General features: G+C 53.6%; 23 protein-coding genes and 1 riboswitch. Of the genes, 14 read left to right on the forward strand and 9 right to left on the reverse strand.

The window, feature by feature from the left end:
- The first annotated feature begins 21 nt into the window (after nt 1–21).
- Nucleotides 22–1,551, forward strand: coding sequence for an FAD-dependent oxidoreductase (locus NXT09_RS13020; RefSeq protein ID WP_268579961.1), 1,530 nt, complete (start codon nt 22–24; stop codon nt 1,549–1,551).
- A gap of 100 nt (nt 1,552–1,651) precedes the next feature.
- Here NXT09_RS13020 and alkB read toward each other — a convergent pair whose 3' ends face one another.
- Both alkB and ada read right to left on the reverse strand, forming a co-directional pair.
- Entirely contained in the window at nt 1,652–2,308 is a 657-nt protein-coding gene (gene alkB, locus NXT09_RS13025; protein WP_268579962.1) for a DNA oxidative demethylase AlkB, read from the reverse strand.
- Nucleotides 2,305–3,423, reverse strand: coding sequence for a bifunctional DNA-binding transcriptional regulator/O6-methylguanine-DNA methyltransferase Ada (ada, locus tag NXT09_RS13030; RefSeq protein WP_370690953.1), 1,119 nt, complete (start codon nt 3,421–3,423; stop codon nt 2,305–2,307). The genes alkB and ada overlap by 4 nt, the downstream gene beginning before the upstream one ends.
- Nucleotides 3,424–3,702: 279 nt before the next feature.
- On the opposite strand from ada, the gene NXT09_RS13035 reads away from it, so the two are divergent.
- Together NXT09_RS13035 and NXT09_RS13040 are read left to right on the forward strand one after the other, a co-directional pair.
- Nucleotides 3,703–4,482: an L-threonylcarbamoyladenylate synthase gene (locus NXT09_RS13035; protein ID WP_240584613.1), complete on the forward strand. Its 780-nt coding sequence runs from the start codon at nt 3,703–3,705 to the stop codon at nt 4,480–4,482.
- Between the two features lie 112 nt (nt 4,483–4,594).
- Nucleotides 4,595–5,257, forward strand: coding sequence for a DNA-3-methyladenine glycosylase family protein (locus NXT09_RS13040; RefSeq protein ID WP_268579963.1), 663 nt, complete (start codon nt 4,595–4,597; stop codon nt 5,255–5,257).
- A 23-nt stretch (nt 5,258–5,280) separates the two neighbouring features.
- Here the strand turns inward: NXT09_RS13040 and NXT09_RS13045 are convergent, their stop codons facing one another.
- Nucleotides 5,281–5,748, reverse strand: a complete 468-nt coding sequence (locus tag NXT09_RS13045) for a multidrug/biocide efflux PACE transporter (RefSeq protein ID WP_268579964.1) — start codon at nt 5,746–5,748, stop codon at nt 5,281–5,283.
- 301 nt (nt 5,749–6,049) lie between these two features.
- Here NXT09_RS13045 and NXT09_RS13050 point away from each other — a divergent pair, with 301 nt between their 5' ends.
- Nucleotides 6,050–6,928: a LysR family transcriptional regulator gene (locus tag NXT09_RS13050; protein WP_268579965.1), complete on the forward strand. Its 879-nt coding sequence runs from the start codon at nt 6,050–6,052 to the stop codon at nt 6,926–6,928.
- 502 nt (nt 6,929–7,430) lie between these two features.
- Complete coding sequence (gene fumA / locus NXT09_RS13055) at nt 7,431–9,074, forward strand: class I fumarate hydratase FumA (RefSeq protein ID WP_268579966.1); 1,644 nt, start codon at nt 7,431–7,433, stop codon at nt 9,072–9,074.
- 334 nt (nt 9,075–9,408) lie between these two features.
- On the opposite strand, the gene norR is transcribed toward fumA, so the two are convergent.
- Nucleotides 9,409–10,947: a nitric oxide reductase transcriptional regulator NorR gene (gene norR / locus NXT09_RS13060; protein ID WP_268579967.1), complete on the reverse strand. Its 1,539-nt coding sequence runs from the start codon at nt 10,945–10,947 to the stop codon at nt 9,409–9,411.
- A gap of 165 nt (nt 10,948–11,112) precedes the next feature.
- Between norR and norV the strand changes: the two genes are divergently transcribed.
- The 3 genes from norV (at nt 11,113) to tehB (ending at nt 14,768) form a co-directional block, all read left to right on the forward strand.
- Nucleotides 11,113–12,642, forward strand: coding sequence for an anaerobic nitric oxide reductase flavorubredoxin (norV, locus tag NXT09_RS13065; protein WP_268579968.1), 1,530 nt, complete (start codon nt 11,113–11,115; stop codon nt 12,640–12,642).
- 10 nt (nt 12,643–12,652) lie between these two features.
- Nucleotides 12,653–13,789 carry an NADH:flavorubredoxin reductase NorW gene (gene norW, locus NXT09_RS13070; protein WP_268580044.1) on the forward strand — a complete coding sequence of 379 codons (1,137 nt, stop codon included), beginning with the start codon at nt 12,653–12,655 and terminating at the stop codon, nt 13,787–13,789.
- Between the two features lie 118 nt (nt 13,790–13,907).
- On the forward strand, nt 13,908–14,768 hold the full coding sequence (gene tehB, locus NXT09_RS13075; RefSeq protein ID WP_205553145.1) for an SAM-dependent methyltransferase TehB: 861 nt from the start codon (nt 13,908–13,910) through the stop codon (nt 14,766–14,768).
- Between the two features lie 103 nt (nt 14,769–14,871).
- On the opposite strand, the gene ribB is transcribed toward tehB, so the two are convergent.
- Nucleotides 14,872–15,525 (reverse strand): 3,4-dihydroxy-2-butanone-4-phosphate synthase, encoded by a 654-nt coding sequence (ribB, locus tag NXT09_RS13080; RefSeq protein WP_102118232.1) that lies wholly within the window; start codon nt 15,523–15,525, stop codon nt 14,872–14,874.
- Between the two features lie 127 nt (nt 15,526–15,652).
- Nucleotides 15,653–15,830, reverse strand: a riboswitch (FMN riboswitch).
- Nucleotides 15,831–16,031: 201 nt separating this feature from the next.
- Here ribB and ubiK point away from each other — a divergent pair.
- The gene (gene ubiK, locus NXT09_RS13085; RefSeq protein ID WP_039484983.1) at nt 16,032–16,325 is read left to right on the forward strand and encodes a ubiquinone biosynthesis accessory factor UbiK; all 294 of its coding nucleotides are present in this window, start codon (nt 16,032–16,034) and stop codon (nt 16,323–16,325) included.
- 122 nt (nt 16,326–16,447) lie between these two features.
- On the opposite strand, the gene yjeH is transcribed toward ubiK, so the two are convergent.
- Nucleotides 16,448–17,701: an L-methionine/branched-chain amino acid transporter gene (gene yjeH / locus NXT09_RS13090; protein WP_268579969.1), complete on the reverse strand. Its 1,254-nt coding sequence runs from the start codon at nt 17,699–17,701 to the stop codon at nt 16,448–16,450.
- Between the two features lie 112 nt (nt 17,702–17,813).
- Nucleotides 17,814–18,872 carry a cell division protein ZipA gene (gene zipA, locus NXT09_RS13095; protein WP_268579970.1) on the reverse strand — a complete coding sequence of 353 codons (1,059 nt, stop codon included), beginning with the start codon at nt 18,870–18,872 and terminating at the stop codon, nt 17,814–17,816.
- A 224-nt stretch (nt 18,873–19,096) separates the two neighbouring features.
- Between zipA and cysZ the strand changes: the two genes are divergently transcribed.
- The 5 genes from cysZ to crr all read left to right on the forward strand — a co-directional run bounded on the left by cysZ (nt 19,097) and on the right by crr (nt 24,194).
- Nucleotides 19,097–19,942, forward strand: a complete 846-nt coding sequence (cysZ, locus tag NXT09_RS13100; RefSeq protein ID WP_268579971.1) for a sulfate transporter CysZ — start codon at nt 19,097–19,099, stop codon at nt 19,940–19,942.
- 162 nt (nt 19,943–20,104) lie between these two features.
- Nucleotides 20,105–21,073, forward strand: a complete 969-nt coding sequence (gene cysK, locus NXT09_RS13105; protein ID WP_014914284.1) for a cysteine synthase A — start codon at nt 20,105–20,107, stop codon at nt 21,071–21,073.
- A 432-nt stretch (nt 21,074–21,505) separates the two neighbouring features.
- Nucleotides 21,506–21,763 (forward strand): phosphocarrier protein Hpr, encoded by a 258-nt coding sequence (gene ptsH / locus NXT09_RS13110; RefSeq protein WP_005971891.1) that lies wholly within the window; start codon nt 21,506–21,508, stop codon nt 21,761–21,763.
- Nucleotides 21,764–21,808: 45 nt separating this feature from the next.
- A complete protein-coding gene (gene ptsI / locus NXT09_RS13115) occupies nt 21,809–23,536 on the forward strand; it encodes a phosphoenolpyruvate-protein phosphotransferase PtsI (protein WP_014914283.1) in 1,728 nt (575 codons plus the stop codon).
- Between the two features lie 148 nt (nt 23,537–23,684).
- Complete coding sequence (crr, locus tag NXT09_RS13120) at nt 23,685–24,194, forward strand: PTS glucose transporter subunit IIA (protein ID WP_010284368.1); 510 nt, start codon at nt 23,685–23,687, stop codon at nt 24,192–24,194.
- Between the two features lie 65 nt (nt 24,195–24,259).
- Here crr and NXT09_RS13125 read toward each other — a convergent pair whose 3' ends face one another.
- Nucleotides 24,260–25,627, reverse strand: a complete 1,368-nt coding sequence (locus tag NXT09_RS13125) for an ATP-binding protein (protein ID WP_268579972.1) — start codon at nt 25,625–25,627, stop codon at nt 24,260–24,262.
- Nucleotides 25,627–26,307, reverse strand: a complete 681-nt coding sequence (locus NXT09_RS13130; protein ID WP_268579973.1) for a response regulator transcription factor — start codon at nt 26,305–26,307, stop codon at nt 25,627–25,629. Before NXT09_RS13130 ends, NXT09_RS13125 begins: the two co-directional genes overlap by 1 nt.
- Nucleotides 26,308–26,388 lie beyond the last annotated feature (81 nt).

A 26,388-nucleotide genomic window follows, 5' to 3' on the forward strand; every position in this document is an offset into this window, starting at 1 on the left:
AATGACATTAAGGAAAACATCATGACACGCTTCAGAAAAAGTGTACTCGCGACGCTCTGTCTCTCGATGATGAGCTGGTCTACCGCGCAGGCGGCGGACGCGGCAAAACCGGAAATCCCGAAAAGCGCGGATATCGTTATTATAGGCGCAGGCGCGGCGGGCACGTCGGCAACGATGGCTGCCGCAGAGAAAGGGGCAAAAATCGTCTTACTGGAAAAACAACCGATTGTCGGTGGCACCGGTAACTTTGCCGAAGGCATCTTCGCCGCCAACAGCAGCCTGCAGAAACGTCAGGGGATTGTGGTCACGCCTGATATGGCCTTTAAGACCATCATGGATTACAGCCACTGGATGGCTAATCCCTTCGTGGTGCGCGCTTTCGTCAACCGTTCTGCGGATACGATTGAATGGGTGAAATCGAAAGGCATCAAGTTTGAATATATCGGCCCCGGCGGCCCTGGCGGCATGCTGACCTGGCATGTGATCGACGGCCCCGGCCACGGACGCCACCTGATCAAGACATTCCACGAGCAGTTTAAAAGCATGGATGTCACCACGCTGGTGAAAACGGCGGGTAAAGATCTGGTCGTGAAAGACGGCAAGGTGACGGGCGTTATCGCGCAAGATAGCGAGGGCAACACCATCCAGATAGACGCCAAAGCCGTCATCATCGCGACCGGCGGCTATGCCAACAATAAAGAGATGCTGCAAAAATACGCCGCTTTCCCCGATACCATCATGGTCGGTAACGTCGGTAAAGACGGCGACGGAATTAATATGGCCTGGAAAGCCGGAGCCAAACCGGACGGCCTAGGCCTGCTGCAAGCCTATCGCCCTGGCCTGCCAGACTACGCCCCGAACTCTCACCTGCTGGCCGCCGCGCGTCAGCCCTATCTGTGGGTTGACCAACATGGCCGCCGCTTTACCGATGAATCCAACGTCATCATCTGGCCACACTCCGGCAACGCGCTGTCAAAAGCGGGCGGCATCATGTACTCCATTTTTGACGAGACATCCCGTAAGCATTACGTCGAAGACGGCATTGATGTGCCGATTGGCGAATGGGTGATCGCCAATACCAAGCTGACTAAATTTGATAGCGAATTTACGAAGGAAAGTCAGAAAAATCGCGGCTTCGTTTTCAAATCTGCCACCATTGACGGGCTGGCGAAAGAGATGGGCGTTGATGCGAGCGTGCTGAAGAATACGCTGGAAGAAAACAACAAGTTTGCGACGCAAAAGCGGGATGAGGTGTTTAACAAAAACATGGATTACCTGCGTCCGGTCAAAACCGGTCCGTTCTATGCGGTGAGAATGCAACCGGCAGCGCTAGGCACATTAGGCGGCGTGAAGATCGACGAGAAAATGCAGGCGATAGATAAATCCGGTGAGGTCATTCCGGGTCTGTACGTTACGGGTAATGATGCTGCTGGCATGTATGGTGACACCTATGACCTGCTGTTAGGCGGCGGCACGTTTGGCTTTGCGCTCAACTCCGGTCGTATCGCGGCAGAAAGCGCCCTCGATTATATGAAGTTCAGCAAGAAATAAGCACCAGTACTTAAGCCAGCCTGTATGCCGATGCGGGCTGGCTTTTATTTGAGAGGAATAGATTCAAACGGGATTCACTGCGAGCGGAATAGCATTCCACTCATCCAGCTTTACGAAACGTCAGGTTAAAACGGCATTCGTCGGACATCCCTTCCGGCACGTTGCCGCTTTTCAACGGCAGAATGCCGTGGAAATAGAGCCGCGATTCACCACCCCAGACCACCACATCGCCGTGTGTCAGCGGAACACGTTGCGCTTTATCACTACGCGCCATGCCGCCAAACAGGAACATCGCGCTGAGCCCCAGCGAGACGGACACGATAGGCTGGTGAAAATCCCGTTCGTTTTTATCCTGATGCAGAGACATACGCGTACCGACATCATAGCGATTGATGAGGCAGGCATCCGGTTCAAAATCAGCAAAACCCGCTTCGCTCGCCGCCTGCTTCGCCAGTCGGGAAAAAACCTTTGGCATCGCGGGCCACGCCTCTCCGCTCAGCGGATCCTGTGCGGTGTAACGATAGCCGCGTTCATCCGTCACCCAACCGAGCGGCCCGCAGTTGCTCATCGCCACCGACATCACAAAACCGCCCGGCGTGACCATATTCCGCAGCGGCGCTCGTGCAGTGACGGCTTTCAGCGCCGCAAGCAGCACCGGAGCATCGTCATAGGCGCGACCACGCAGGATGACCGCCCCCAGTGCCAGCGTTTCCGTCCAACGGCGCGGCGCTTCATCGGCAAATAAATCAAAATTCACGATGACGATTCCCCTTGCAGATGTACGGTCTGCTCTTTCTCCAGCAGTTCTTTGTCCAACTGCTCTTTATCCAACAGGGCACGTTTACGCACAATGCCCCAGCGATAGCCTGACAGCGCACCGTCATGTCGGACCACGCGATGACAGGGAATCGCAACCGCCAGCCGGTTTGCCGCACAGGCACCCGCGACCGCGCGTACGGCGGCCGGCGATCCAATGCGCTCAGCGACATCACGATAGCTCAGCGTTTCTCCAGCCGGAATCGCCCGTAGCGCCTGCCAGACTCGCTGCTGAAATGCCGTGCCGCGAATATCCAGCGGCAGCGTGAACCCAATAGTCGGATCGTCAACAAACCCGACAACCTGCGCCATGCGTCGTTCAAACGCCGCATCGCCGCCAATTAGCTGTGCGTTAGCAAACATCTCCTGAAGCGCGTTGAGCAGAGGTTCAGGATCGTCTCCCAGCAGGATCGCGCAGATCCCTTTCTCACTTTCTGCCACCAGCACCTCGCCGAGTGAGCAGCGGCCAACGCCAAAGCGGATCGTCATCCCTTTTCCTTTGTTCTGAAACGCCGTCGGCGTCATCCCTAAATGCGCGCCCGCTTCAGCATAAAAGCGTCCGCTGGCCTCATAGCCCGCTGCTGCAATCGCGGCAGTCACCGTGCCGCTATCTGCCAACTGTTCACGTAGCTGCCGATGACGGTGGGCGCTGGCATACTGCTTTGGCGTCAGACCGGTTATGGTTTTGAACACGCGATGAAAATGGAACGCGCTTATCCCCACGGCCTGAGCCAGCACCGCCAGCGTCGGTTGATGCTCCGACTGCTCAATCATCCGACAGGCGTGGGCAATCTGCTGCGCCTGCTGTTCCTGCCGCGAAAGTGTTCCCTGACGGCAGCGTTTACACGGACGGAAACCCGCCGACTGCGCCTCATCGGCCGTCGCGAAGAACACCACATTTTCACGTCGGGGCTGACGTGATGCACAGGAGGGCGCACAGTAAATCCCCGTGGTTTTCACCGCATAGATAAAGCAGCCGTCAGCCGCTTGATTACGCGTCACCACCGCCTGCCAGCGCGAGTCGGCATCCTGAAACGGTGTATCGTTACGCATCATAGGCACCTCAACCTCATTCCAATCTCAGTCTGACTGCCAGTCTTAATATTACTGTCAGTCTTAATACTACTGCCCGTCTTGATACAACTAAAAGTCACGCCATGCGCTAACGCTAAACCAGAGCGACCTTACGCACACGTTCAACTCTTGCTTTTTCATTCGGATCGCCCCGATGTTGATATTTCCGCCGACATTACCGGTTACTTTTTGAACAAATCTGTGATGTGAATAAATGGTACACGGTGAGACTCAGCTTTTTCTCAGCAATCAGGGGGCAACATGAGCGGAAATAAAGTTCACTGGAATGGCGGTTTGCATGACGATGCGGTGCAGATTATGTCACGCGGTGGGGGAATCATCGTTTCGCCCACCAAGGTGGGTTACATCATCATGGCTTCAGATAAGGCCGGGCTGGAACGCAAATTTGATGCCAAACAGCGTAGCCGAAGCAAGCCGGGTGTCGTGCTGTGTGGATCCATCGCGCAGTTGAAAGCGCTGGCGCAGCTAAACCCAGAAATCGAACAGTTATATCAACGCCATTGGGATGCCGACGTGCTGCTGGGCTGCATCCTCCCCTGGCACGACAGCGCATTAGTGCGTATCCCCAAAGACGGCTCGAAAGCGCTGATGATGGACGATCGCAAAACCAGCTGTTTCGTAATTAAGTTCGGTAAACCGAGCGAAATCCTCACGCAGGAGCTGTGGGAAAAGTACGGTAAATTAACCTTTGCCAGCTCAGCCAACCCGTCAGGCAAAGGCAATCGGGGCGAGGTGGAGGGGATCGGTGAACGGATCAGTGCCTTTGCCGATCTAATTATCGAAGCCGACGATTACGTGAAATCTATCCAGCCGAATAAGTCCCATGACACTCGCTATGAGCAAGGCGTGATGGTGTCGATGGTGGATACAGACGGTCAACTGATACCGGAACAGAAAGGGAGACGGAGCGTATATCCGTGCCCGGCGCTGATACGCAAGGGGCTGGATGTGGACAAGGTGATGTCGCTACTGTCTGATACCTTCACCACCTGGGACTATCGCCACGGCGAGTATTATTAACGCGTAACAGCGGCATAACCTGCCGCTGAAATATCCCTTCCCACATGGCGCGCTATGCGGCAATCTCCTATGCTCGTTTTCTGTCCTTGCGTTCTCATCACGGAAGCCGTTTATGCCATCCCACTCGCCGTCGGATTTCACGCAGCACGCCAAAACTCATCTCAGCGCCATCAATACACGCTGGGCTAGCCTGATTGAACAGATTGGCGACTGTCGCCATCAGACCGCGCCGCATAGGGAACCCTATGAGGCACTGATGCGTGCCGTTGCCTATCAGCAGCTAACGACGCGTGCCGGGGATGCGATGGTCGCGAAACTCCTGCGGGTACATGGCGATGTCTTTCCCACCCCGGAACAGATACTGGCCTGCTCCACCGACACGCTACGGCAGTGCGGTTTTTCCGCCCGTAAAGCGGATACGTTGCATGGCATTGCACAGGGTGCGCTAAGTGGTCTGGTACCCAGCCTCGCACAGGCCGCAGAGAGGGATGATGACACGCTTATTCAGCAGCTGACGTCGCTCAAGGGGATCGGGCGCTGGACGGTAGAAATGTTTTTGATTTATTCGCTGGAACGCACCGATATCATGCCGCTCGACGATCTCGGGATTCGGCAGGGGCTACGCTACGTCTACGATTTGCAGGATATGCCGAAACCGCGCGAGTTACAGGCACTAAGCCTGCACTGTCAGCCTTATCGCACGGTGGCATCCTGGTATTTATGGCGAGCGCTTGAACTACCGGCGTATCAGAACTTTAAGCTGACACACCGGTAACGCGCAGCATTAACACTGGCGGATTAGCGCAGACGAGAACTGGCTGAGACCTGCTGAGCGTGGCGGCGGTTCATAATGCGTTCCCGCAGGGTATCGTAGGCCCAGTTATACACCACGGTGTACGGCAGGAAGAACAGGAAGAAGCCAATTTCCAACATTAGCGCCTGCCACAGCGTGACATTCAGCATCCACGCCGCCAGCGGCAAACCAATCAGGATAAAGCCGCCTTCAAACCCCAGCGCGTGAGCGATACGAACCGGCAGCCGACGCTTAACGCGATCCGCCGGCCACAGACGATCGAATATCGAGTTGTAGATCATATTCCAGATCATCGCGACGCTAGCCAGCATGATAGTCAGCGCCCCCATATCGAAAACTGACTTATTCATCAGCCAGGCTGCCGTTGGCGCACAGATCATCGTAGCAATCAGCTCAAAGCCCACCGCATGGTACACACGTTCACGTAACGTTTTGTTGGTTTTGTTTTGCATAGCACATTCACTTTTATTCATTGTTTGGTTCTGACTGCGGCTATTTTCATCGCATAAGGTGGTAGAGTACAGTTAGATTCCATCGATAAAAACGATATACTCGTCATACTTCAAGTTGCATGTGCGTTGGCAATACTCGGCTCATCACTGAGCCTCGCCCTGAAGGGCCGCCGCAAGCGGCGTTCAAATCGGCTAAGACGATTTGTCCTCGCTCACCCCAGTCACTTACTGAAGTAAGCTCCAGGGGATTCACTGCGTCGCCGCCTTCCTGAAACTCGAATTATCTAGGGTATAGATAGAAATGCGATATTCACCGGAATCCCTGTTGGCTTTTGTGACCACCGTTGATGCGGGTTCGTTTTCGGCCGCCGCACGGCGCTTGCATAAAAGCCAGTCCACCATCAGCGCGGCCATCGCCAATCTGGAAGCCGATCTGGGGCTGACGCTGTTTGATCGATCCGGCCACCAGCCGGTGCTCACGCTGGCGGGCAGAAAAGTGCTTTCCCACGTACAGGCGATCTTATCCGCCAGCGAAGAGCTGGATGGGCTGGCGATCCGTCTGGCCGACCATATCGAACCCCGTCTGACGTTTGTGCTGTCCGATATCTGGCAAGCGCCTCACTACGAACTCGTGCTTCAGCGTTTCGCCCAGCATTTTCCTGATATTGAGTTTGAATGCCTGATTGCGGAAGGTGATGACGTGATCGATCTGCTGCAAATGAACCGCGCGCATGTCGGGCTATTGCGCGCCCAGACGGATTACCCGCCCGATATTGCCGCCGCGCGTTTGCAGATTAAGACCGACATGGCCATCTTCGTGTCGGCAGCGCACCCGCTGACAACGGAAAAAACCGTGACGCGCAGCCAGTTGGCGACCGTCCGCCAGCTCTATCTCAATACCTATAAACGCAGCGATCGGCTGCAACCGGAAGGGATCGTTTGGTCTGCGCCGTCCTACCTGATGCTACTGGAAATGGCGCAGCAGGGGCACGGCTGGAGCATTCTGCCACGCTGGCTGGTGGCGCAATACGACCAGCAGAAACTGGTGGAGCTGCCAGTCGCGGGCTGGCCGCAGTGGATTGACGTGGACGTTGTCTGGTCCAAGCCCCATCCACCTGGCCCAGCAGGGTTGTGGATGATCGACAATCTCCTTGCCCAACAAGAGACTACGTCGCCATAACTCCGTCACGGCATTGGTAAAATCACATCCGTCATCACCTCTGCCACCGCACTGTCACCGCACTGTGGCTTTGGTGATCGGCCTGTTTTTCCATGAAACGATAAAAAGCCAATAACGGTTTATTTATATCGCCAACGAATAACATTAAGGATGAAATGGTTATTGTTTTTAATTTCACCATTTACTTTACTTAATTAAGCCAATTAAAAGAGGAATATTTTCACGTTAAATCGCGTGCCCTTTCCCGTGGCGTCCGCACACAGGAAACCTATGCTGTGCCGCCGTTCCACGCGTCTGCTACGGGGAAAAAATAACGCGCACATCATTATTATTGTGATGTACCAAAGTAGTACTTCCCGACAAAAAACCATACTATTATGGTGATTACTACTTTTGTATTCGAGACATCCCTGTAGTGCTGCAGTAATACGCCTTAATAATAAGATGCTGAATCCTATAAGGTGAAAATTTACTAATTGATGCAATTGCAAGTGAGAAAAAAATGTCGAATAAACCCTTCTATTACCAAGATCCGTTTCCACTCAGTAAAGATGACACCGAATATCGCCTGTTGAGCAGCGACTTTGTCTCTGTCGCACAATTTGAAGGTCAGGACATCCTGAAGATCGAGCCAGCCGCGTTGACCCTTCTGGCCCAGCAAGCCTTCCACGATGCTTCTTTCATGCTCCGCCCCGCTCACCAGCAGCAAGTTGCCGATATTCTTAGCGACCCGGAAGCCAGCGAAAACGATAAATACGTGGCCCTGCAATTCCTGCGCAACTCAGAAATTTCCGCCAAGGGCATTCTGCCGACCTGTCAGGATACCGGTACAGCGATCATCGTCGGTAAAAAAGGCCAGAACGTCTGGACTGGCGGTAATGATGCCGAAGCCTTGTCCAAAGGGGTGTACAACACCTTTATTGAAGACAACCTGCGCTACTCGCAGAACGCTGCGCTGGATATGTACAAAGAGGTTAACACTGGCACCAACCTGCCCGCGCAGATTGACCTCTACAGTACCGAAGGCGAAGACTATAAATTCCTGTTCGTCACCAAAGGCGGCGGTTCTGCCAACAAGACTTATCTGTATCAGGAAACCAAAGCGCTGCTGACGCCGGGTAAACTGAAAAGCTTCCTGATCGAGAAAATGCGCTCGCTGGGCACCGCAGCCTGCCCGCCGTACCATATCGCGTTTGTGATTGGCGGTACCTCAGCAGAAACCACGCTGAAAACCGTTAAGCTGGCGTCAACCAAGTACTACGACGAACTGCCGACCGAAGGCAATGAGCACGGTCAGGCATTCCGCGATGTTGCGCTGGAACAGGAAATTCTGGAAGCCGCGCGCGATCTGGGTCTGGGCGCGCAGTTCGGTGGTAAATATTTTGCGCACGACGTGCGGATTATCCGCCTGCCGCGCCACGGTGCCTCTTGCCCAGTCGGTATGGGCGTGTCCTGTTCCGCTGACCGTAACATCAAAGGCAAGATCAACCGTAAAGGTGTCTGGCTGGAGCAGTTAGAGCAGAATCCGGGCAAATATATTCCTGAACATCTGCGTGAAACGGGCGAAGGCGATGCGGTGAAAATCGATCTGAACCGTCCGATGGCAGAGATCCTGAAAACGCTGTCGCAGTATCCGGTATCCACCCGTCTTTCCCTGACTGGCACCATCATCGTGGGTCGTGACATTGCTCACGCCAAGCTGAAGGAGCGTCTGGATAACGGCGAAGGCCTGCCGCAGTACATCAAAGATCACCCGATTTACTACGCGGGCCCGGCGAAAACGCCAGAAGGCTACCCGTCCGGTTCGTTAGGCCCAACCACCGCTGGTCGTATGGATTCCTACGTCGATTTACTGCAAGCCAACGGCGGCAGCATGATCATGCTGGCAAAAGGCAACCGCAGCCAGCAGGTGACCGACGCATGCCATAAACACGGCGGCTTCTACCTCGGCAGCATCGGCGGCCCGGCCGCGATTCTGGCGCAGAACAGCATCAAGAGCCTGACCTGCGTGGAATACCCGGAGCTGGGAATGGAAGCGATCTGGAAAATCGAAGTCGAAGATTTCCCAGCCTTTATTCTGGTCGATGATAAAGGCAACGACTTCTTCCAGGTGATTCAGAGCGCTAAATGCGTGAAATGCGGTTAACTCAGTTCTGTAGTCATTAGAGGTTAGGCAATATTTCGTGTGCCAACGCCCCTATTTTCGGGGCGCTTTCAGACCGTTGACAAACCTATTTGCCGAATGAAAACGGGAGTAACGGAATAGAAGAGTAAAGCGTTTGCGCCATGGACAAAAACGTCAGGAACGTTTTTGAACGTCGCTAGCGACGGCCCTGAAAGGGTGAATCTCAGGGATGAGATTCATATCTGCGCAATCCGAGCTTATATGGACGTACTTGCAGCGTCTTTACGATCTATCCGTTACTCCCGCTCTACGGACTTTGTCAGCAACCTCAACGCCCCGATTTTCGGGGCGTTTTTTATTTGATGCCTAACCGCTTTGCCAGACGGTGCAGGTTGCCGCTGTCCATTTCCAGTTCTCTTGCGCAGGATGACCAGTTGCCCTCATGGCGCGCCAGCGTTTGTTGGATGATCCGCCGCTGATAGTCGTCCGTTGCCTCCCGCAGGCCGCCGCTGATGAAATACGCGGGTGCGGTGTCGATAGCGCTCGACGCCCCTGCGACGGCATGAACGGGCTGAGAGGGAAGTTCGAGATTGAAATGTTCAGGGCCTAACAGTACTTCGCCTGATTCCTGCCCTGCTCTCGCCAGCACGGTCGCGCGATAAATAGCGTGTTCCAGCTCGCGCACATTCCCCGGCCAGCCGTACTGTTCCAGTAGTGCGCCCGCGTCGGCCGTTAACGCCAGACGCGCCAGCCCCAGTTGCGCACGGCTTCGCTCGCAGAAGAATCCCGCCAGCAGCGCCACATCCTGACTGCGCTCACGCAGCGGTGGTACAGACAGAGGGAACACGCTCAGACGGTGGAACAAGTCAGCACGGAAAACGCCATCCAGCACCGCCTGCCGCAGATCGCGGTTGGTGGCCGCCAGCACGCGCACGTTCACTTTCAGGCTGCTGTCATCACCCACGCGCTGGAGATCGCCATACTGCAATACGCGCAGCAGCTTCGCCTGTAGCGTCAGCGACAGTTCGCCAATCTCATCCAGAAACAGCGTGCCATTATCCGCCATTTCAAACTTACCGGTTCGATGATGGATCGCACCGGTAAACGCGCCCTTCACATGACCAAACAGCTCGCTCTCCGCGACCGACTCCGGCAGCGCGGCACAGTTCAGGTACACCAGAGGATGACTTGCCCGGCTGGAACCACGATGAATCGCCCGCGCCACCAACTCTTTACCAACACCGGTCTCCCCCATAATCAACACGTTCAGGTCAGAACCTGCGACGATATCGACCTCTTTCTTCAGCCGCTGCATCGGTTCTGACAGCCCGACCATTTCCTCGACACTTTCCGCCGCCGGACTTTCAGCCCGCACTGGCGCAGGTAACTGCCGCTCAAGACGCTCCATCAGCAGCGCATTACTCAGCGCCGCCGCCGCCATTGCCCCCACCAGCCGCAGTTCTTCATCGCTGAAATGGTCGAACTGACAGGGATCCATGCCGTCCACGGTCAGCGCCCCGATCAGGTTCTGATTGGCAAACAACGGCAGGCCGACGCAGGCATGCACCTTAAGATCCTCCTGACTGGGGATCAAACCGTCATAGGGATCGGGAAGCTGGCTGTCCGCCGGAAAGCGCACCACGTCACCCGCGCGGGCAATCGCCTCCAGACGCGGATGATCGGACAGGCGAAAGCGTCGCCCCAGCACGTCCGGCGCCAAACCATCGATCGCCAACGGACGGAACAGCTGATTCTCGTAACGCAGCAGCGCCGAGGCATCACAGCACAGCAGTTGGCGCAGGCTGTTGATTAAGCGCTGGAAACGATCCTGATTCGATAGCCCCATTTGCAGCTCGATAGCAATGCGGGCAAGGGCGTTAATGGAAAGCGTCATAGTGTGTCCTAATGACAGAACCTGTGTCATTAAGACAATAGATAAAGCATGTCATTTTGACAATCACTATTTATTAAAATGTTATAAATCAATGAATTAAAAATTGGCACGCTTCCTGCTATCTCTACAGCATATTCCCGACTATGACTACTGAGGTTTCAGAACATGACAATTCACGTTAAGAACAATATCCACTGGGTTGGACAACGCGACTGGGAAGTCCGTGATTTTCACGGCACCGAATACAAAACGCTGCAAGGCAGTAGCTACAACAGCTACCTGATCCGCGAAGAGAAAACCGTGCTGATCGATACCGTCGATCACAAATTCAGTCGTGAGTTTGTGCAGAATCTGATGGCGGAAGTGGATCTGAACACGATTGACTACATCGTGATCAACCACGCCGAAGAGGATCACGCCGGGGCGCTGACTGAGCTGATGGCGCGTATTCCCAACACGCCGATTTACTGTACCCACAACGCGATCGATTCCATTACCGGGCACCACCATCACCCAGAGTGGAATTTCCACACGGTCAAAACCGGTGACACGCTGGATATCGGCAACGGCAAGCAGCTGATCTTTATCGAAACGCCCATGCTGCACTGGCCGGACAGTATGATGACCTACATGACCGAGGACGCCGTGCTGTTCAGTAACGATGCGTTCGGTCAGCACTATTGCGATGAACACCTGTTCAATGATGAAGTCGATCAAACGGAACTGTTCGAGCAGTGCCAACGCTATTTCGCCAATATTCTGACGCCGTTCAGTCGCTTGGTGACTGCCAAGATCCACGAAGTGCTGGGATTCAACCTGCCGTTGTCGATGGTTGCGACCTCACACGGCGTGGTATGGCGTGACGATCCGGCCCAGATCATCCACCTGTATCTGAAGTGGGCGGACAGCTATCAGGAAGATCGCATCACGCTGTTTTACGACACCATGTCCAATAACACCCGCATGATGGCCGACGCCATTGCGCAAGGCATCAACGATGTCGATCCCGGTGTAGCGGTAAAAATTTATAACGTCGCCCGTCACGACAAGAACGAAATCCTGACGCAGGTGTTCCGCTCGAAAGGCGTGCTAGTCGGTTCATCCACCATGAATAACGTGATGATGCCGAAGGTCGCCGCCATGCTGGAAGAGATCACCGGCCTGCGTTTCCAAAACAAGAAAGCCTCGGCGTTCGGCAGCTACGGCTGGAATGGCGGTGCGGTAGACCGCGTTCAAACCCGTTTGATGGATGCCGGTTTTGAAACCACGCTAGCGCTGAAAACCAAATGGCGTCCTGATGGTTCCGCACTGGAAATTTGCCGCGAACACGGTCGCGAAATCGCTCGTCAGTGGGCACTGCACCCGCTGGATGATACGCCTGCCCGCCGCGTCATCTCGCCCGTAAAACAGACCGTCGCGGCACCGCAAGCCACCACAGCCCCGCAGAATGTGAGCGCCCCTGCCGAGAGCGCCTGCGGGTGCAATGAAGTCGCTGCGCCACAGTCAACCGCACAGCCAGCGGTACCGTCAGAAAACGGTTGTATGGTGTGCAGCGTCTGCCAGTGGATCTACGATCCTGCACTCGGCGAACCGATGCAGGATGTCACCCCTGGCACCATGTGGTCGGACGTACCAGACAGCTTCCTCTGCCCGGAATGTGGGCTGGGCAAAGACGTTTTCAATCCGATTCGCTAAGGAGAGGATGATGAAAGACATCGTGATTATTGGCGCGGGCTTTGCCGCCCGCCAGCTCATCCGACAGCTGCGCAAGCTGGATGCGCACTGCCCTATCCGCCTGATTACTGCCGACAGCGGCGATGAGTACAACAAGCCGGATCTAAGCCATGTGATGAGTCTGCAACAGCACGCCGACGATCTGACTAAGATGTCGGCAACCGCGTTTGCTGAAGAGAACCGCATTGCGCTGCTGGCCAATACGCGCGTCACCGCCATTGATCGCCAGGCGCAACAGGTCATCTGCGGCACGGATCGTTATGATTACCATAAGCTGGTGTTCGCAACGGGTGCCAGCGCAATGGTGCCGCCGATTCCGGGACGCGAACATATGCTGACGCTCAATAGTCAGCAGGAATATCGCACCCACGAAAATCGGCTCTGGCAGGCTGAACGCGTACTGGTGCTCGGTGCTGGACTCATTGGTACTGAGCTGGCGATGGATTTGGGTCGCGCCGGAAAACGGGTCACGCTGGTTGACTGCGCCAGCAGCATTCTGCCCGCGTTGATGCCGCCCGAAGTCAGCGCGCGCCTACAGTTTACGCTGACGCAGCAGGGTGTTTCACTGCAGTTGAACACGACCCTGCAACAGCTGGAGAAAACCGAAACCGGCATACAGGCCACATTTACCGATGGTCGATCTGTCGAGGTGGACGAAGTCCTCTCCGCTATCGGTTTGCAGGCCAACACGCAGTTGGCGAAAACAGCGGGGTTAACGGTGCAGAAAGGTATTCAGACCAATGCACAGTTGCAGACCACCGATCCACTGATTTATGCGTTGGGCGACTGCGCGGAGATTGGCGGTAAGCTCCTGCCTTTCCTGCAGCCGATTCAGCTCAGCGCGATTACGCTGGCGAAAAACCTGCTGGGTGCCAACGAGATGCTAACGCTGCCGCCAATGCTGGTAAAAATCAAGACGCCGCTGTTTCCCTTACAGATGGCAGGCGATACCACCGGCGGTGATTTACACTGGCAGCAGGAATGGAACGAACAGGGGATGGTAGCAAAAGCGCTGGATGGTCAGCAGATGCTACGCGCCTTTGTGGTCGGCGGGGAGCGGATGAAAGAGGCATTTCCGCTGCTGCGACAGCTTTCCACGGTGAGTTAAACCACGGCCTGAGACAGCAAAATAAATAATGCATTTAAAATGCATATTTTCTGGTCAGCCTGCGTGCGGATTAATAGAATACGGCTATCGCTTTTAGAATTTACAGACCGAGGTAAAGATGCAAGATCTCATTTGTTATAAGAAGATGCCACAGTGGAACAGCCAGACGCTGCCTGCCGCGTTTCAGGAAAAGCACAACACGCAGGAAGGTACCTGGGCAAAATTGACCGTGTTGAAAGGGGAAATGACCTTCTCCATGCTGACCGAAGACGGCGAGACGTTGGAGACATTCCAATTCTCCGAACAGAACCAGCCGCCGTTTGTTGAACCACAGGCGTGGCACCGCATCGTCTCGTTTTCTGACAATCTCGAATGTCAGCTCAGCTTTTTCTGCTCGGCAGAAGATTTTTACCATAAAAAATACGGTCTGACGCGTACCCATTCCGAAGTGATCAACGCCGTGCAGCACATCAAGCCGGGCAAAACGCTCGATTTAGGCTGCGGCGGCGGGCGCAACTCGCTGTACCTGAACCTGCGCGGGTTTGATGTCACGGCCTGTGATAAACATGAGCAAAGCATTGATTCGCTGAATAATATCATCAAGAGCGAAGCGCTGGACAACATCCGGGCGGGCGTTTACAACATCAATCTGGCGGAAATCAAAGAGCAGTATGACTTTATCCTGTCGACCGTCGTGCTGATGTTCCTGGAGCGCGATCGTATTCCGCACATCATCAGCAATATGCAGGACAGCACCGTTAACGGCGGCTACAACCTGATTATCGCCGCGATGTCGACGGAAGATTGCCCGTGCCCAATGCCTTTCTCGTTCACCTTTAAAGAAAACGAGCTGAAGGACTATTACGCCGATTGGGAGATCCTCAAATACAACGAGGATATGGGTGAGCTACACAAAACCGATGCGCAGGGTAACCGCATCAAGCTGCGCTTCGCCACGCTGCTGGCAAGAAAGCCGTAAGCACCGATTAGTCGTTAAAAAACCTAATCAATTAAAAAATAAGACATAAAATACAAAAGGGCCGATTACTCGGCCCTTTTTATTTCTCTATACGCTGCGTGAATCAGCTGGCTTTGCGCGCTGCCGCGATGCGATAAGCCACCAGATCTTCAATCGTCAGTACCGGCATATCGTGCTGTTTGGCAAACGTGATCACTTCAGGCGCGTGCGCCATTGAACCATCATCGTTCGTCAGTTCACACAGAACACCAGACGGCTTCAGGCCCGCCAGCGTCATCAGGTCAACGGTCGCTTCAGTGTGACCACCGCGCGTTAATACGCCACCCGGTTGGGCGCGCAGCGGGAATACGTGACCAGGGCGATTCAGATCGCTCGGCTTGGCGTTATCCGCAATCGCGGCACGAATAGTGGTCAGGCGGTCGGCAGCAGAAACGCCCGTCGTCACGCCTTCGGCGGCTTCGATCGTCACGGTGAATGCCGTTTGGTAATGGCTGGAGTTCTTCTCCACCATCATCGGCAATTCCAACTGCTGGCGACGCTCTTCCGTCAGGCACAGGCACACGATGCCACTGCCGTGACGAATCGTCAGCGCCATTTGTTCAACGGTCATATTTTCAGCAGAGAAGATCATGTCACCTTCGTTTTCACGATCTTCATCATCCAACACCAGCACGCCGCGGCCATGACGCAATGCATCAAGTGCGCGTTCTACGCGTTCGGTAGGATTGCCAAATTCAGAAAGTAATGTCTGATTCATGGTAAAAAACCTCAATGTTATTATGGATTACCAGAATCAGGGCGAGCTTGAGGAGTAACCACTACTACTGGTTGCATAGTAATAGTTAACAAAAATAACGCGAGCGGGCATATAGCCCGACAGATACCGTTACTCTCTCCCATCCGGACTTTAACCGTCGGCCCCGGAATTACACCGGATCTGCTGACCCCACGCTGCGAAACCGATAATTAATATCGAAGAAAACAGCGAGAGCGCTCGCGGGCTTCCAGTATGTGTACTGGTTTACCGCCGGTGGGGAATTACACCCCGCCCTGAGAATAAGCGGGTTTACTATAACGCTAATACCTCGATAGGGCAATTGATCCGCCACAGGAAATAGGGCAAAACGTATGCTGGATTACAGTAAAACTATTCTGAATTACAGTAAAACCATGCTGAATATGTGCAAAGCCGATGTCAGATTTTATTTATACCCATTACACTTGCTATAGTAACAACTTACATAACCTAATCAGGAAAGCGACATGATTGACCCAAAGAAGATTGAGCAAATCGCCCGTCAAGTGCATGAATCTATGCCAAAAGGTATCCGGGAATTGGGTGATGATGTGGAGAAAAAGATTCGTCAGGTCTTGCAGGCACAGCTGACCCGATTGGATTTGGTGAACCGTGAAGAGTTCGATATTCAGACGCAGGTTCTGCTCCGCACGCGCGAGAAGATTGCCCGTCTGGAACAGCGTATGACCGAGCTGGAAGCGAAACTGTCTACGGAAGAAAAGCCCGCCGCAGCGCCGGAAAACGACCAGTCATCACAATAACTCGTCTCATCACAACAACGCGTCATCATCGCGATGCAGCGCCCTAATCAGGGCGTTGCTCAATTCCCTACCCCGCCTATCCGAAGTGCAGATTTTACACCACTGAATTCAGAATCAACGACTCAGTGGGAAATCAGTTCGACCTGCTTACGCGGCAGGAACAGCCACAGCACGGCCAGCATGATTAACGCATACAGCGATTTCCAGCCGATCATCAGCAACAGCGCACAGCAGAGCAGGCCCCCGATTGCCGCCATCACGCGCGCGCGCCCTTTCAGCAAACGCCACCCTGCCAGCATACACAGCAGATAAATCAGCACAAAGATGCCGTTCGCGTACACAATCAGCATATCCAGCGGCAGCCTGAGCCAGTAAATCAACAGGCAACACACCAGACAGCAGGCCACCACAACCGACAGCGCATTCACCGGTGCCTGCCCTGCAGACAGCTTCGCTAATGCGCTTCCTTTTGATGCCTGCGACCAGACTAAACGGGCGAAGCCCTGCGTGTAGATATTCACGCTGGCAAAACAGGCCAGATACCCGACAAAGCAGGCAACCCACAGCGCGTGTTCGCCAAACAGCTGCACGACGATACCCGGTAGCGAAGCCGTTGCGGCAATCCCTTCACCGTAAGCCTTAAAATGCAGCACAGCCACCGTACATCCCCAGTAAACCGCACCAGCGACCAGCATGCCGATCAGTAAAGCCCGTGGGAAATCGCGCTCCGGTGCCCGGAATTCTGTCGCCATATGGGCAAAAGCTTCAAGACCCACAAAGCACCAGAACATCACAGCCAGCGCACCAAAGGTGTTAGGCCATGACAGTTCACTCACCGACGGCCAGGGAATATGCGCAGGCGTGATATCGCCCTGCCACCAGATTGCAGCAACCAACCCCACCACCAGCATTGCAATGACGATCTGAATGTTGGCGCTGGATCCTGCACTGCGCAGGCCAAGCAGCCAAATACCGCCCAGCGTCAGTAGCTGTACGCAGAGCAGCCCCAGGTCGCTCCAGCCAAACGCCGCCTGCCAGAATCCGGCCGCAATCTGCAAGGCAGCAGGCAGACCTAGCGGAATAACGGACAGGAATAGCCAGCCGGTCACCCGAGCCATACGCGGCCCAAAAGCAAGGTTAACAAAGTGCGCGGCCCCGCCCGCATTAGGAAAATGTTGCCCCAGCGCGGCAAAACCAATGGCGATAGGAAAAACAAGCAGAATCAAGATCGGCCACGCCCATAGGCTGTCTTGCTGTGCCAGCTGTGCGACCAGCGCAGGAACCGCAAACACCCCAGTCCCCAGCAGAGAAGTAGAAAGCAGCCCTACGCCCTGAATCAGCCCAAGCTCTTGTTTTAATCCTTTTGCTTCACTCACTACGTTTCACCTTTTGTTGCCTTTTTACACCACACCGCTGTCGGATCGAAGCATAAAAAAAAGCCTCCACTAACGGAGGCTTCTCTCACCCACTGCATTCGCAAACGTTATATCAGGCGTTGGCTTTCAGCACATCGCGAATGCGAGCTTTGTAGGATTCAACCTTCTGCGGCGTCATCATACGACGTTCGTCATCCTGCACCACACCGCCAACATCGTCAGCAATGCGCTGTGCAGACTGTAACATCAGTTTAAAGTTTTGGCTGGCATCGCCATAAGACGGCACCATCATGAAAATGGACACGCCGGGCGTTGAGAACTCGGACATGGCATCGACATTAAACGAACCGGGCTTAACCATATTGGCCAGACTGAACAACACCGGGCCTGCGCCAGCGGGGTTCACATGGCGATGGAAAATGTTCATTTCACCAAACTGGAAGCCGGCCTGAAGCAGGCTTTGCAGCAGCAGTTCGCCGCCAATGACACCGCCCTGATGCGCCACAACGTGCAACACCAGAACCGCTTCTTTTGCCGCTGCGGGTTCAACTGGCTCAACCGGTTGCTGAGGCTGTACAGGCGCGGGCTGAACTTTTTCATGCAGCGAATGTGCAACAGGCTGCTGTGGAGCCGATGCTGGTGCATCATACGCAAACGACTCACGCGGAGCGTTAATGCTCGGTTCAGAAATCGGGGTTTCTCTAGGGGCGACAACGTGCGGGTTAGTCTCGCCACGTACCTGCGCACGCGGAGAATCTACCGGCGTAGCTTCATCCAGCAGAGGATCGTAAGAAGACACGGGAGACAGATGCTCAAACGGCGATTTCGCCTCTGAACGAACGTCTTCGCGTGCACTGTTGTTATTAAGTGAAGGATTATTAAATGGAGGATTATCAAATGACGCGTTATCAAATGATGAGTTATCAAGTGATGCGCTGCCAAATGAAGGCTCGCTCTGCTGCGGGCGGGCACCCTTCACGCGGACTTCGCCCACGCCTTCATCCAGATCATCAAGCGGCGTTTCATCACGCGCTTTCTTTACACGTTTAGCTGGGCGGTCACGAAAAAGGGACGAGCGCTCTTTACGGCTAGTCCACAAGCCGTGCAGTAAAAGCGCTATTATAGCGATCGCGCCAACAACGATTAATATCAGACGCAAGTCCTGCATCATTGCTATCCCAATTGTTCCAACAAAACATTGCCACCACGGCAAATACCTATACTACTAACTCTATTTGCCTGAGTACACAAGTGCAAGCCTGCACGGTACTTTATGACAATAAAGATAGATACAACGCACTTTTTTGCTGTTTTTTCATCCAAATGCGGGCTAGTCAGCATAAGACCATCCCGATATGATGCCTCAACAAACAAATGACTGAGTCTATCGGCACTATGTCTTCAGAAAAACAATCGTCTTCAGAAAAACAATCGTCTTCAGAAAAACCATCATCTTCCGAAAAATCGCCTTACGGCAACACCACTGGCCAGGTTCGCAGCGGCATACACTATTTTCTTGCCGGATGGCGTCTGATCTCACTGCCGGGCATCCGACGTTTCGTTATTCTGCCCTTACTGATGAACATCGTACTGATGGGCGGGGCTTTCTGGTGGCTTTTCACCCAGTTGAATGACTGGATTCCGCAGATCATGAGCCACATTCCGAGCTGGCTGCAATGGCTCAGCTACCTCATTTGGCCACTTGCCGTGCTCTCCATTTTGCTGGTATTCAGCTACCTATTTAGCACGATCGCCAATTTTATCGCCGCACCGTTTAACGGCTTGTTAGCAGAACAGTTGGAAGCAAAACTCACCGGCCAAACGCTGCCGGACAGCGGCATACTCGGCATCGCCAAAGACGTCCCACGCATCATGAAGCGTGAAGTCCAAAAGCTGGCGTATTACCTGCCACGCGCGATTGTGCTACTGCTGCTCTATTTCATCCCCGGCATTGGACAAACTGTCGCTCCGGTACTGTGGTTCCTGTTCAGCGCGTGGATGCTGGCGATTCAATACTGCGATTATCCTTTTGATAACCACAAAGTGGGCTTTGCCACGATGCGTCAGGCATTACGTCGCCATAAAGTCGCCAATATGCAGTTTGGTGCCTTGGTCAGCCTGTTTACGCTGGTGCCTTTTTTGAATCTGGTCATCATGCCCGTTGCGGTATGCGGTGCAACGCAGCTGTGGGTGGATCGTTATCGCAATCTATCAGCAACCCTGCCGAAAAAAGCGCCATAAAAAGACAGCAAGCACTGGCTGATAACGGCCAGTGCTTTCTATTGTAATGAAAAGATATTTCTTAAGAACATAACGATATAGCAATTCTTTACTTCACTGAAAAGTGTGAACGAGTATTCTCTCTACGTTCGCAAAAATTTCATACAGTTATAAGGACAGGCTATGAGCAAGATCTACGAAGACAATTCTTTCACAATCGGCCATACGCCGCTGGTTCGCCTGAACCGTATCGGCAACGGACGCATTCTGGCTAAAGTGGAATCCCGCAACCCCAGCTTCAGCGTAAAATGCCGTATCGGCTCCAACCTGATTTGGGATGCAGAAAAACGCGGCGTTCTCAAACCAGGTGTTGAGCTGGTTGAACCTACCAGCGGAAACACAGGGATTGCGCTGGCCTATGTCGCCGCAGCTCGCGGTTACAAACTCACGCTCACTATGCCGGAAACCATGAGCATCGAGCGCCGCAAGCTGCTGAAAGCGCTGGGTGCTAATCTAGTGCTGACCGAAGGCGCGAAAGGCATGAAAGGTGCTATCGCCAAGGCAGAAGAAATCGTTGCCAGCGATCCACAGCGTTATCTGCTGCTACAGCAGTTCAGCAACCCTGCTAACCCAGAAATTCACGAGAAAACCACCGGCCCTGAAATCTGGGAAGATACCGATGGTCAGGTTGATGTCTTTATCTCTGGCGTCGGTACTGGCGGTACGCTGACCGGTGTCAGCCGCTACATCAAGAACACCAAAGGCAAAGCCATCATCAGCGTGGCAGTCGAACCTACCGATTCACCGGTGATCACTCAGGCGCTGGCAGGCGAAGAGCTGAAGCCAGGTCCGCACAAGATTCAGGGCATCGGCGCAGGTTTCATTCCGGGTAACCTGGATCTGAAACTGATTGACCGCGTAGAGAAAGTGACGAACGAAGAAGCGATCAGCACCGCGCGCCGTTTGATGGAAGAAGAAGGCATTCTGGCGGGTATTTCTTCCGGTGCAGCCGTTGCCGCAGCGCTGAACTTGCTCAAAGAAAAAGAATTTGAAGATAAAACTATCGTCGTTATTCTGCCTTCTTCTGGCGAACGCTACCTCAGCACAGCACTCTTTGCCGACCTGTTCACCGAGCAGGAACTGCAACAATAACCCCCCGGTCACACTCGAACAACAAGTGACCAATGTGTTAAAAAAGCACCTATTTAGGTGCTTTTTTGTGGCACAGTTCAAACTTTCCACCACATGTGGATTGCTTTTCTACATCAGGTTTAGTATTTAACCGAACAATTATTTTGATGCGTGAAATTAATATCCGACAAATACCACGCCCCGTCACATGCTTTTCCCCTGCGCACGATAGCCCACATCGCCGTTTTGCGACTGAGGTTAAGATAATGGGTAGCGGAAGCTGCGGTGTTTGATGGTATTTTATTCAGGAAATACGTTTGACGGTTTTCTTGTCGCATCGTGGCCCGCCCCTGTAACATAAATCAGGAGCTAACCAAACAGGCTAAAGTTCAGTGAATCAACTAGACTTTAGTTCCACAACATTAATCTAATCCATAAGTTGGGGAAAAAAGCATGTTCCAGCAAGAAGTGACTATCACCGCACCGAATGGCCTGCACACTCGTCCTGCTGCTCAGTTCGTCAAAGAAGCCAAAGGCTTCACCTCAGAAATCACCGTGACGTCCAACGGCAAGAGCGCTAGCGCCAAGAGCCTGTTCAAATTACAAACACTCGGCTTAACACAAGGAACTGTGGTTACTATCGCTGCGGAAGGCGAAGACGAACAAAAAGCGGTTGAACACCTGGTCAAGCTGATGGCTGAGCTCGAGTAACCGACGAGTTTTTTAGTGAACACCAGAATCGAGTAAGGTAGGGTTATGATTTCAGGCATATTAGTATCACCGGGTATTGCTTTTGGTAAGGCACTGTTACTGAAAGAAGATGAAATTCTCATCAACCGGAAAAAAATCTCTGCGGATCAGGTGGAGCAGGAAATTGAACGTTTTCTGACTGGCCGTTCCAAAGCATCCGCACAGTTGGAAGCGATCAAGAAGAAAGCGGGCGAGACGCTGGGCGCAGAGAAAGAAGCCATCTTCGAAGGCCACATCATGTTGCTGGAAGATGAAGAGTTCGAGCAGGAAATCATAGCCCTGATTAAAGATGAACATGCTTCCGCCGACGCCGCTGCGTTTTCCGTCATCGAAAACCAGGCTAAAGCACTAGAAGAGCTTGATGATGAATATCTGAAAGAACGTGCCGCAGATATGCGTGATATCGGGAAGCGTTTGCTCAGAAATATTCTCAACATGCCTATCGTCGATCTGGGCGATATTCAGGATGAAGTCATTCTAGTTGCCACGGATCTGACGCCGTCAGAAACCGCGCAGCTGAATCTGGACAAAGTGCTGGGCTTCATCACCGACCTTGGTGGCCGCACGTCTCACACGTCCATTATGGCCCGTTCGCTGGAGCTGCCTGCGATCGTCGGCACGACCAATGTGACCCAGCAGGTTAAAAACGGCGACTATCTGATCCTGGATGCCGTAAACAACCAGATCTATCAAAATCCGACTGCGGATAAAATTGAAGAATTAAAAGCGGTTCAGCAGCAATACCACGCTGAAAAGTATGAGCTGGCCAAGCTGAAAGATCTGCCAGCTATCACGCTGGACGGCCATCAGGTTGAAGTCTGTGCCAACATCGGTACCGTGCGTGATGTCGCGGGTGCAGAGCGTAACGGTGCAGAAGGTGTCGGCCTGTATCGTACTGAATTCCTGTTCATGGATCGTGACTCGCTGCCTACCGAAGAAGAGCAGTTCCAGGCGTATAAGGCAGTTGCCGAAGCCGTTGGCGCTCAGGCCGTTATCGTCCGTACCATGGATATCGGTGGCGACAAAGATCTGCCCTACATGAACCTGCCGAAGGAAGAGAACCCGTTCCTTGGCTGGCGTGCTATCCGTATCTGTCTGGATCGTAAAGAAATCCTGCACGCTCAGCTGCGTGCCATTCTGCGCGCATCAAAATTTGGCAAGCTGCGTATCATGTTCCCGATGATTATTTCCGTGGAAGAAGTGCGTGAGCTGAAAGCCGAGCTGGAGATGCTGAAAGCACAGCTGAGAGAAGAAGGTAAAGCCTTCGACGAAAGCATTGAAGTCGGCGTGATGGTGGAAACACCTGCCGCCGCTGCTATCGCGCCACATTTAGCCAAAGAAGTCGACTTCTTTAGTATTGGGACAAATGACTTAACCCAGTATACTCTGGCAGTTGATCGCGGTAATGAGCTGATTTCTCATCTCTATAACCCGATGTCCCCTGCCGTCCTAACCCTGATCAAACAGGTCATCGACGCGTCTCATGCCGAAGGCAAGTGGACAGGGATGTGTGGTGAGCTCGCCGGTGACGAACGTGCTACACTACTGTTATTGGGAATGGGTCTGGACGAATTCAGCATGAGTGCGATCTCTATCCCGAGCATCAAGAAAATCATCCGTAATGCGAATTACGAAGATGCGAAGGCGCTGGCGGAGCAAGCACTCGCTCAACCGACAGCACAAGAGTTAAGCAATCTGGTGAGCCGCTTTATTAAAGAAAAAACGCTCTGCTGATTCTGCTTTACCTAATAGGTTTCAAGGTGGCAATCAGCACCCCGACAAGCGATAGATTCGCAGTCGGGGTAGCGAAGAAAACCAATGCCACACCAACTTGAAAGATTAGGGTATACGCTGGCCCAATATTAATGCTTAGGAGAGAATCATGGGTTTGTTCGATAAATTGAAGTCTCTGGTTTCTGACGACAAAAAAGACACTGGCAGCATCGAAATCATTGCCCCGCTGTCCGGTGAAATCGTCAATATTGAAGACGTTCCTGATGTCGTATTTGCAGAGAAAATCGTCGGTGACGGTATTGCCATCAAGCCAACTGGCAACAAGATTGTCGCACCGGTAGACGGCACCATCGGTAAGATTTTTGAAACCAACCATGCGTTTTCCATCGAGTCTGACAGCGGCATTGAGCTGTTTGTGCACTTTGGTATTGATACCGTTGAATTGAAAGGCGAAGGCTTCAAGCGCATCGCCGAAGAAGGCCAGCGCGTGAAGAAAGGCGATCTCGTTATCGAGTTTGACCTGGCTCTGCTGGAAGAAAAAGCGAAGTCTACTCTGACACCAGTGGTTATTTCCAACATGGATGAAATCAAGGAATTGACCAAACTGAGTGGTACGGTTGTTGTCGGCGAAACGCCGGTTATCCGTATCAAAAAGTAAGCCGCCTTCTACGGATGGTTTACTACGTTTGCACGAGACGGCACCCGGATGGTGCCGTTTTCGTTTCAGGCTTTCCAGCGCGGCACGCACAGGCGAATCACTAACCCGCATTGCTCACCATTCTCCGCCTCAATATGCCCGCCGTGCGCCAGCACGACTTTACGGGTAATCGCCAGCCCCAGCCCATAACCTTTACCAGACAGCGGTGAATCAACACGAATGAAAGGATCGAAGATGCTGGAGAGCTTACTTTTCTCCACGCCAGGCCCCTGATCGGCGACCTGAATCGTCCATTCATGTTCATTGCCAATGAGCGACACGGAAACCTGCTGCGTGGGAGCAGAAAAACGTAGCGCGTTGCGCATCACATTATCAACGGCCCTGCGCATTAGCTCCGCGTTGCCTTTAATCGTGTAGTCTTCGTCCTCATCCGCCGCCAGCAGGATTTCAACGCCGGTGACCTGCGCTTCGTAGCGCGCATCGTTGACCACGGCCGTCACCAGCCCCAGCAAATCGAAATAGGCTTCCTCAATGCCGGAATGCTCCGTGCGCGATAGCGTCAACAGTTCGCCAATCATCTTATCCATCAGCAAAGCTTCACGCTCAATACGCTGCAAAGAACTCTCTATATTGTCGGGGTTCTGTCTTATCAACCCGATAGCGAGTTGCAAACGCGCCAGCGGGGAGCGCAGCTCATGCGAGACATCATGGAGCAGTTGTTCGCGCGCGCTGGCCAGGCTATCCAGTCGTTCAACCATCGAATCGAAATCACGCGCGACATCGCTAATTTCATCATGACGTTTATGCATCACTGGCAGCAGACGCACGTTCAGATCGCCCTGTGCAACCTGATCAAACCCCGCACGAATCTGACTTAGCGGACGTGCCAGGCTCCATGCCAGTACCGAGCTGAACAACAAGCCCCCCAACCCCGCAATGATGACAAACGGCACGGGCACGTTGAGAAATTCGACTGGCCGAGGGGGACGAAATTCGCTGCGCAGCAGCTCGGCGTCATACCGAATCTGATACCACTTTCCGGCTGGGCCGCTGACCTGCTTGATAATATGCGTGGCACGCGGCATGCCGCGTTTGTCCGGCGCAAAAGCCTCATCGAGCAACGCGTTCTGCGGACCGGAAACCAACTCCTGATCGGACAGCGGCAGCGGCGATTCCGTGACGGAAATGTATTGCTGCTCTTGCTGCGGCAGCAGCGACATCACATCGTTCAGTTCACCCAAGCCGCCATGTTGCAGCGCCGCAGCCACCATCTCCGTTTGCAGCGTCGCTATGCGCGACACCACGATTTCTTCCAGCGGCTTATGTCGCTCGCCGTAAAAAGAAAAAGCCAGCCACAGCAGCTGAGACATGACGAGGAACGTCAGCCAGAACCCGAGCAATATCTTCCAGAAAAGTCGTCCACGAATCATCATCAGCGAATCCGGTATCCCACGCTGCGCACGGTTTCAATCGTCATGGCGTTGCCCGGCAATGCGCCGAGCTTCTGACGAATATTGCTGATGTGCACGTCCACGCTGCGGTCATAGGCTTCACGGCGACGCCCCAGGCATTTTTCGGACAGCTCATCTTTTGACACCACCCGTTCAGGGGAACGTAACAGCAGTTCCAGCAAATTAAACTCAGACGCCGTCAGATCAAACGGCTTCCCACGCCATTCGCTGATGCGCGTGGCGGGGTTCAACACCAGATCGCCGCTGGCGGCCAGGCTCTCATCGCGCTTTGCGCTAGGCTGATCGTCATAGCGGCGCAGTACCGCCCGCAGTCTTGCCACCAGCTCACGCGGGTAACATGGTTTAGGCATATAGTCATCCGCGCCCATTTCCAGACCGATAACTCTGTCGATGTTGTCGCCTCTCGCGGTCAGCATAATAACGGGTAGCTGCTGGGTTTTTCTGATCTGGCGCAGCACGTCAATCCCGCTCATATCCGGCAGCATCACATCCAGAATCATCGCGGTGTAATCCCCCGATATCGCGCCATCGACGCCCTCTTTGCCCGTCAGCACCCGCGAGGTTGAAAACCCTTCCGCATTCAGATACTCACAGAGCATGTCGCCCAGCTCTACGTCGTCATCGACCAGTAAAATATTCATATCCTGTCCTCATTAATCGGGTATACCCTACGTATTCGAGTTGCGGGAAGGAAACGCACATGCAGCTTGAAGTATGATGGG

Source organism: Pectobacterium jejuense (assembly GCF_026800125.1).
In the GTDB taxonomy this organism is placed as follows: Bacteria; Pseudomonadota; Gammaproteobacteria; order Enterobacterales; family Enterobacteriaceae; genus Pectobacterium; species Pectobacterium jejuense.

Bases quoted from the DNA above. Each gene is read 5' to 3' on its own strand.
- NXT09_RS13045 (WP_268579964.1), bottom strand. From the start codon at position 5,748: ATGCAAAACAAAACCAACAAAACGTTACGTGAACGTGTGTACCATGCG.
- NXT09_RS13125 (WP_268579972.1), bottom strand. From the start codon at position 25,627: ATGATGATTCGTGGACGACTTTTCTGGAAGATATTGCTCGGGTTCTGG.
- crr (WP_010284368.1), top strand. From the start codon at position 23,685: ATGGGTTTGTTCGATAAATTGAAGTCTCTGGTTTCTGACGACAAAAAA.
- norV (WP_268579968.1), top strand. From the start codon at position 11,113: ATGACAATTCACGTTAAGAACAATATCCACTGGGTTGGACAACGCGAC.
- ptsH (WP_005971891.1), top strand. From the start codon at position 21,506: ATGTTCCAGCAAGAAGTGACTATCACCGCACCGAATGGCCTGCACACT.
- ptsI (WP_014914283.1), top strand. From the start codon at position 21,809: ATGATTTCAGGCATATTAGTATCACCGGGTATTGCTTTTGGTAAGGCA.
- NXT09_RS13020 (WP_268579961.1), top strand. From the start codon at position 22: ATGACACGCTTCAGAAAAAGTGTACTCGCGACGCTCTGTCTCTCGATG.
- cysK (WP_014914284.1), top strand. From the start codon at position 20,105: ATGAGCAAGATCTACGAAGACAATTCTTTCACAATCGGCCATACGCCG.
- ubiK (WP_039484983.1), top strand. From the start codon at position 16,032: ATGATTGACCCAAAGAAGATTGAGCAAATCGCCCGTCAAGTGCATGAA.
- tehB (WP_205553145.1), top strand. From the start codon at position 13,908: ATGCAAGATCTCATTTGTTATAAGAAGATGCCACAGTGGAACAGCCAG.
- zipA (WP_268579970.1), bottom strand. From the start codon at position 18,872: ATGATGCAGGACTTGCGTCTGATATTAATCGTTGTTGGCGCGATCGCT.
- NXT09_RS13050 (WP_268579965.1), top strand. From the start codon at position 6,050: ATGCGATATTCACCGGAATCCCTGTTGGCTTTTGTGACCACCGTTGAT.
- norR (WP_268579967.1), bottom strand. From the start codon at position 10,947: ATGACGCTTTCCATTAACGCCCTTGCCCGCATTGCTATCGAGCTGCAA.
- ada (WP_370690953.1), bottom strand. From the start codon at position 3,423: ATGATGCGTAACGATACACCGTTTCAGGATGCCGACTCGCGCTGGCAG.
- cysZ (WP_268579971.1), top strand. From the start codon at position 19,097: ATGTCTTCAGAAAAACAATCGTCTTCAGAAAAACAATCGTCTTCAGAA.
- NXT09_RS13040 (WP_268579963.1), top strand. From the start codon at position 4,595: ATGCCATCCCACTCGCCGTCGGATTTCACGCAGCACGCCAAAACTCAT.
- NXT09_RS13035 (WP_240584613.1), top strand. From the start codon at position 3,703: ATGAGCGGAAATAAAGTTCACTGGAATGGCGGTTTGCATGACGATGCG.
- NXT09_RS13130 (WP_268579973.1), bottom strand. From the start codon at position 26,307: ATGAATATTTTACTGGTCGATGACGACGTAGAGCTGGGCGACATGCTC.
- norW (WP_268580044.1), top strand. From the start codon at position 12,653: ATGAAAGACATCGTGATTATTGGCGCGGGCTTTGCCGCCCGCCAGCTC.
- fumA (WP_268579966.1), top strand. From the start codon at position 7,431: ATGTCGAATAAACCCTTCTATTACCAAGATCCGTTTCCACTCAGTAAA.
- ribB (WP_102118232.1), bottom strand. From the start codon at position 15,525: ATGAATCAGACATTACTTTCTGAATTTGGCAATCCTACCGAACGCGTA.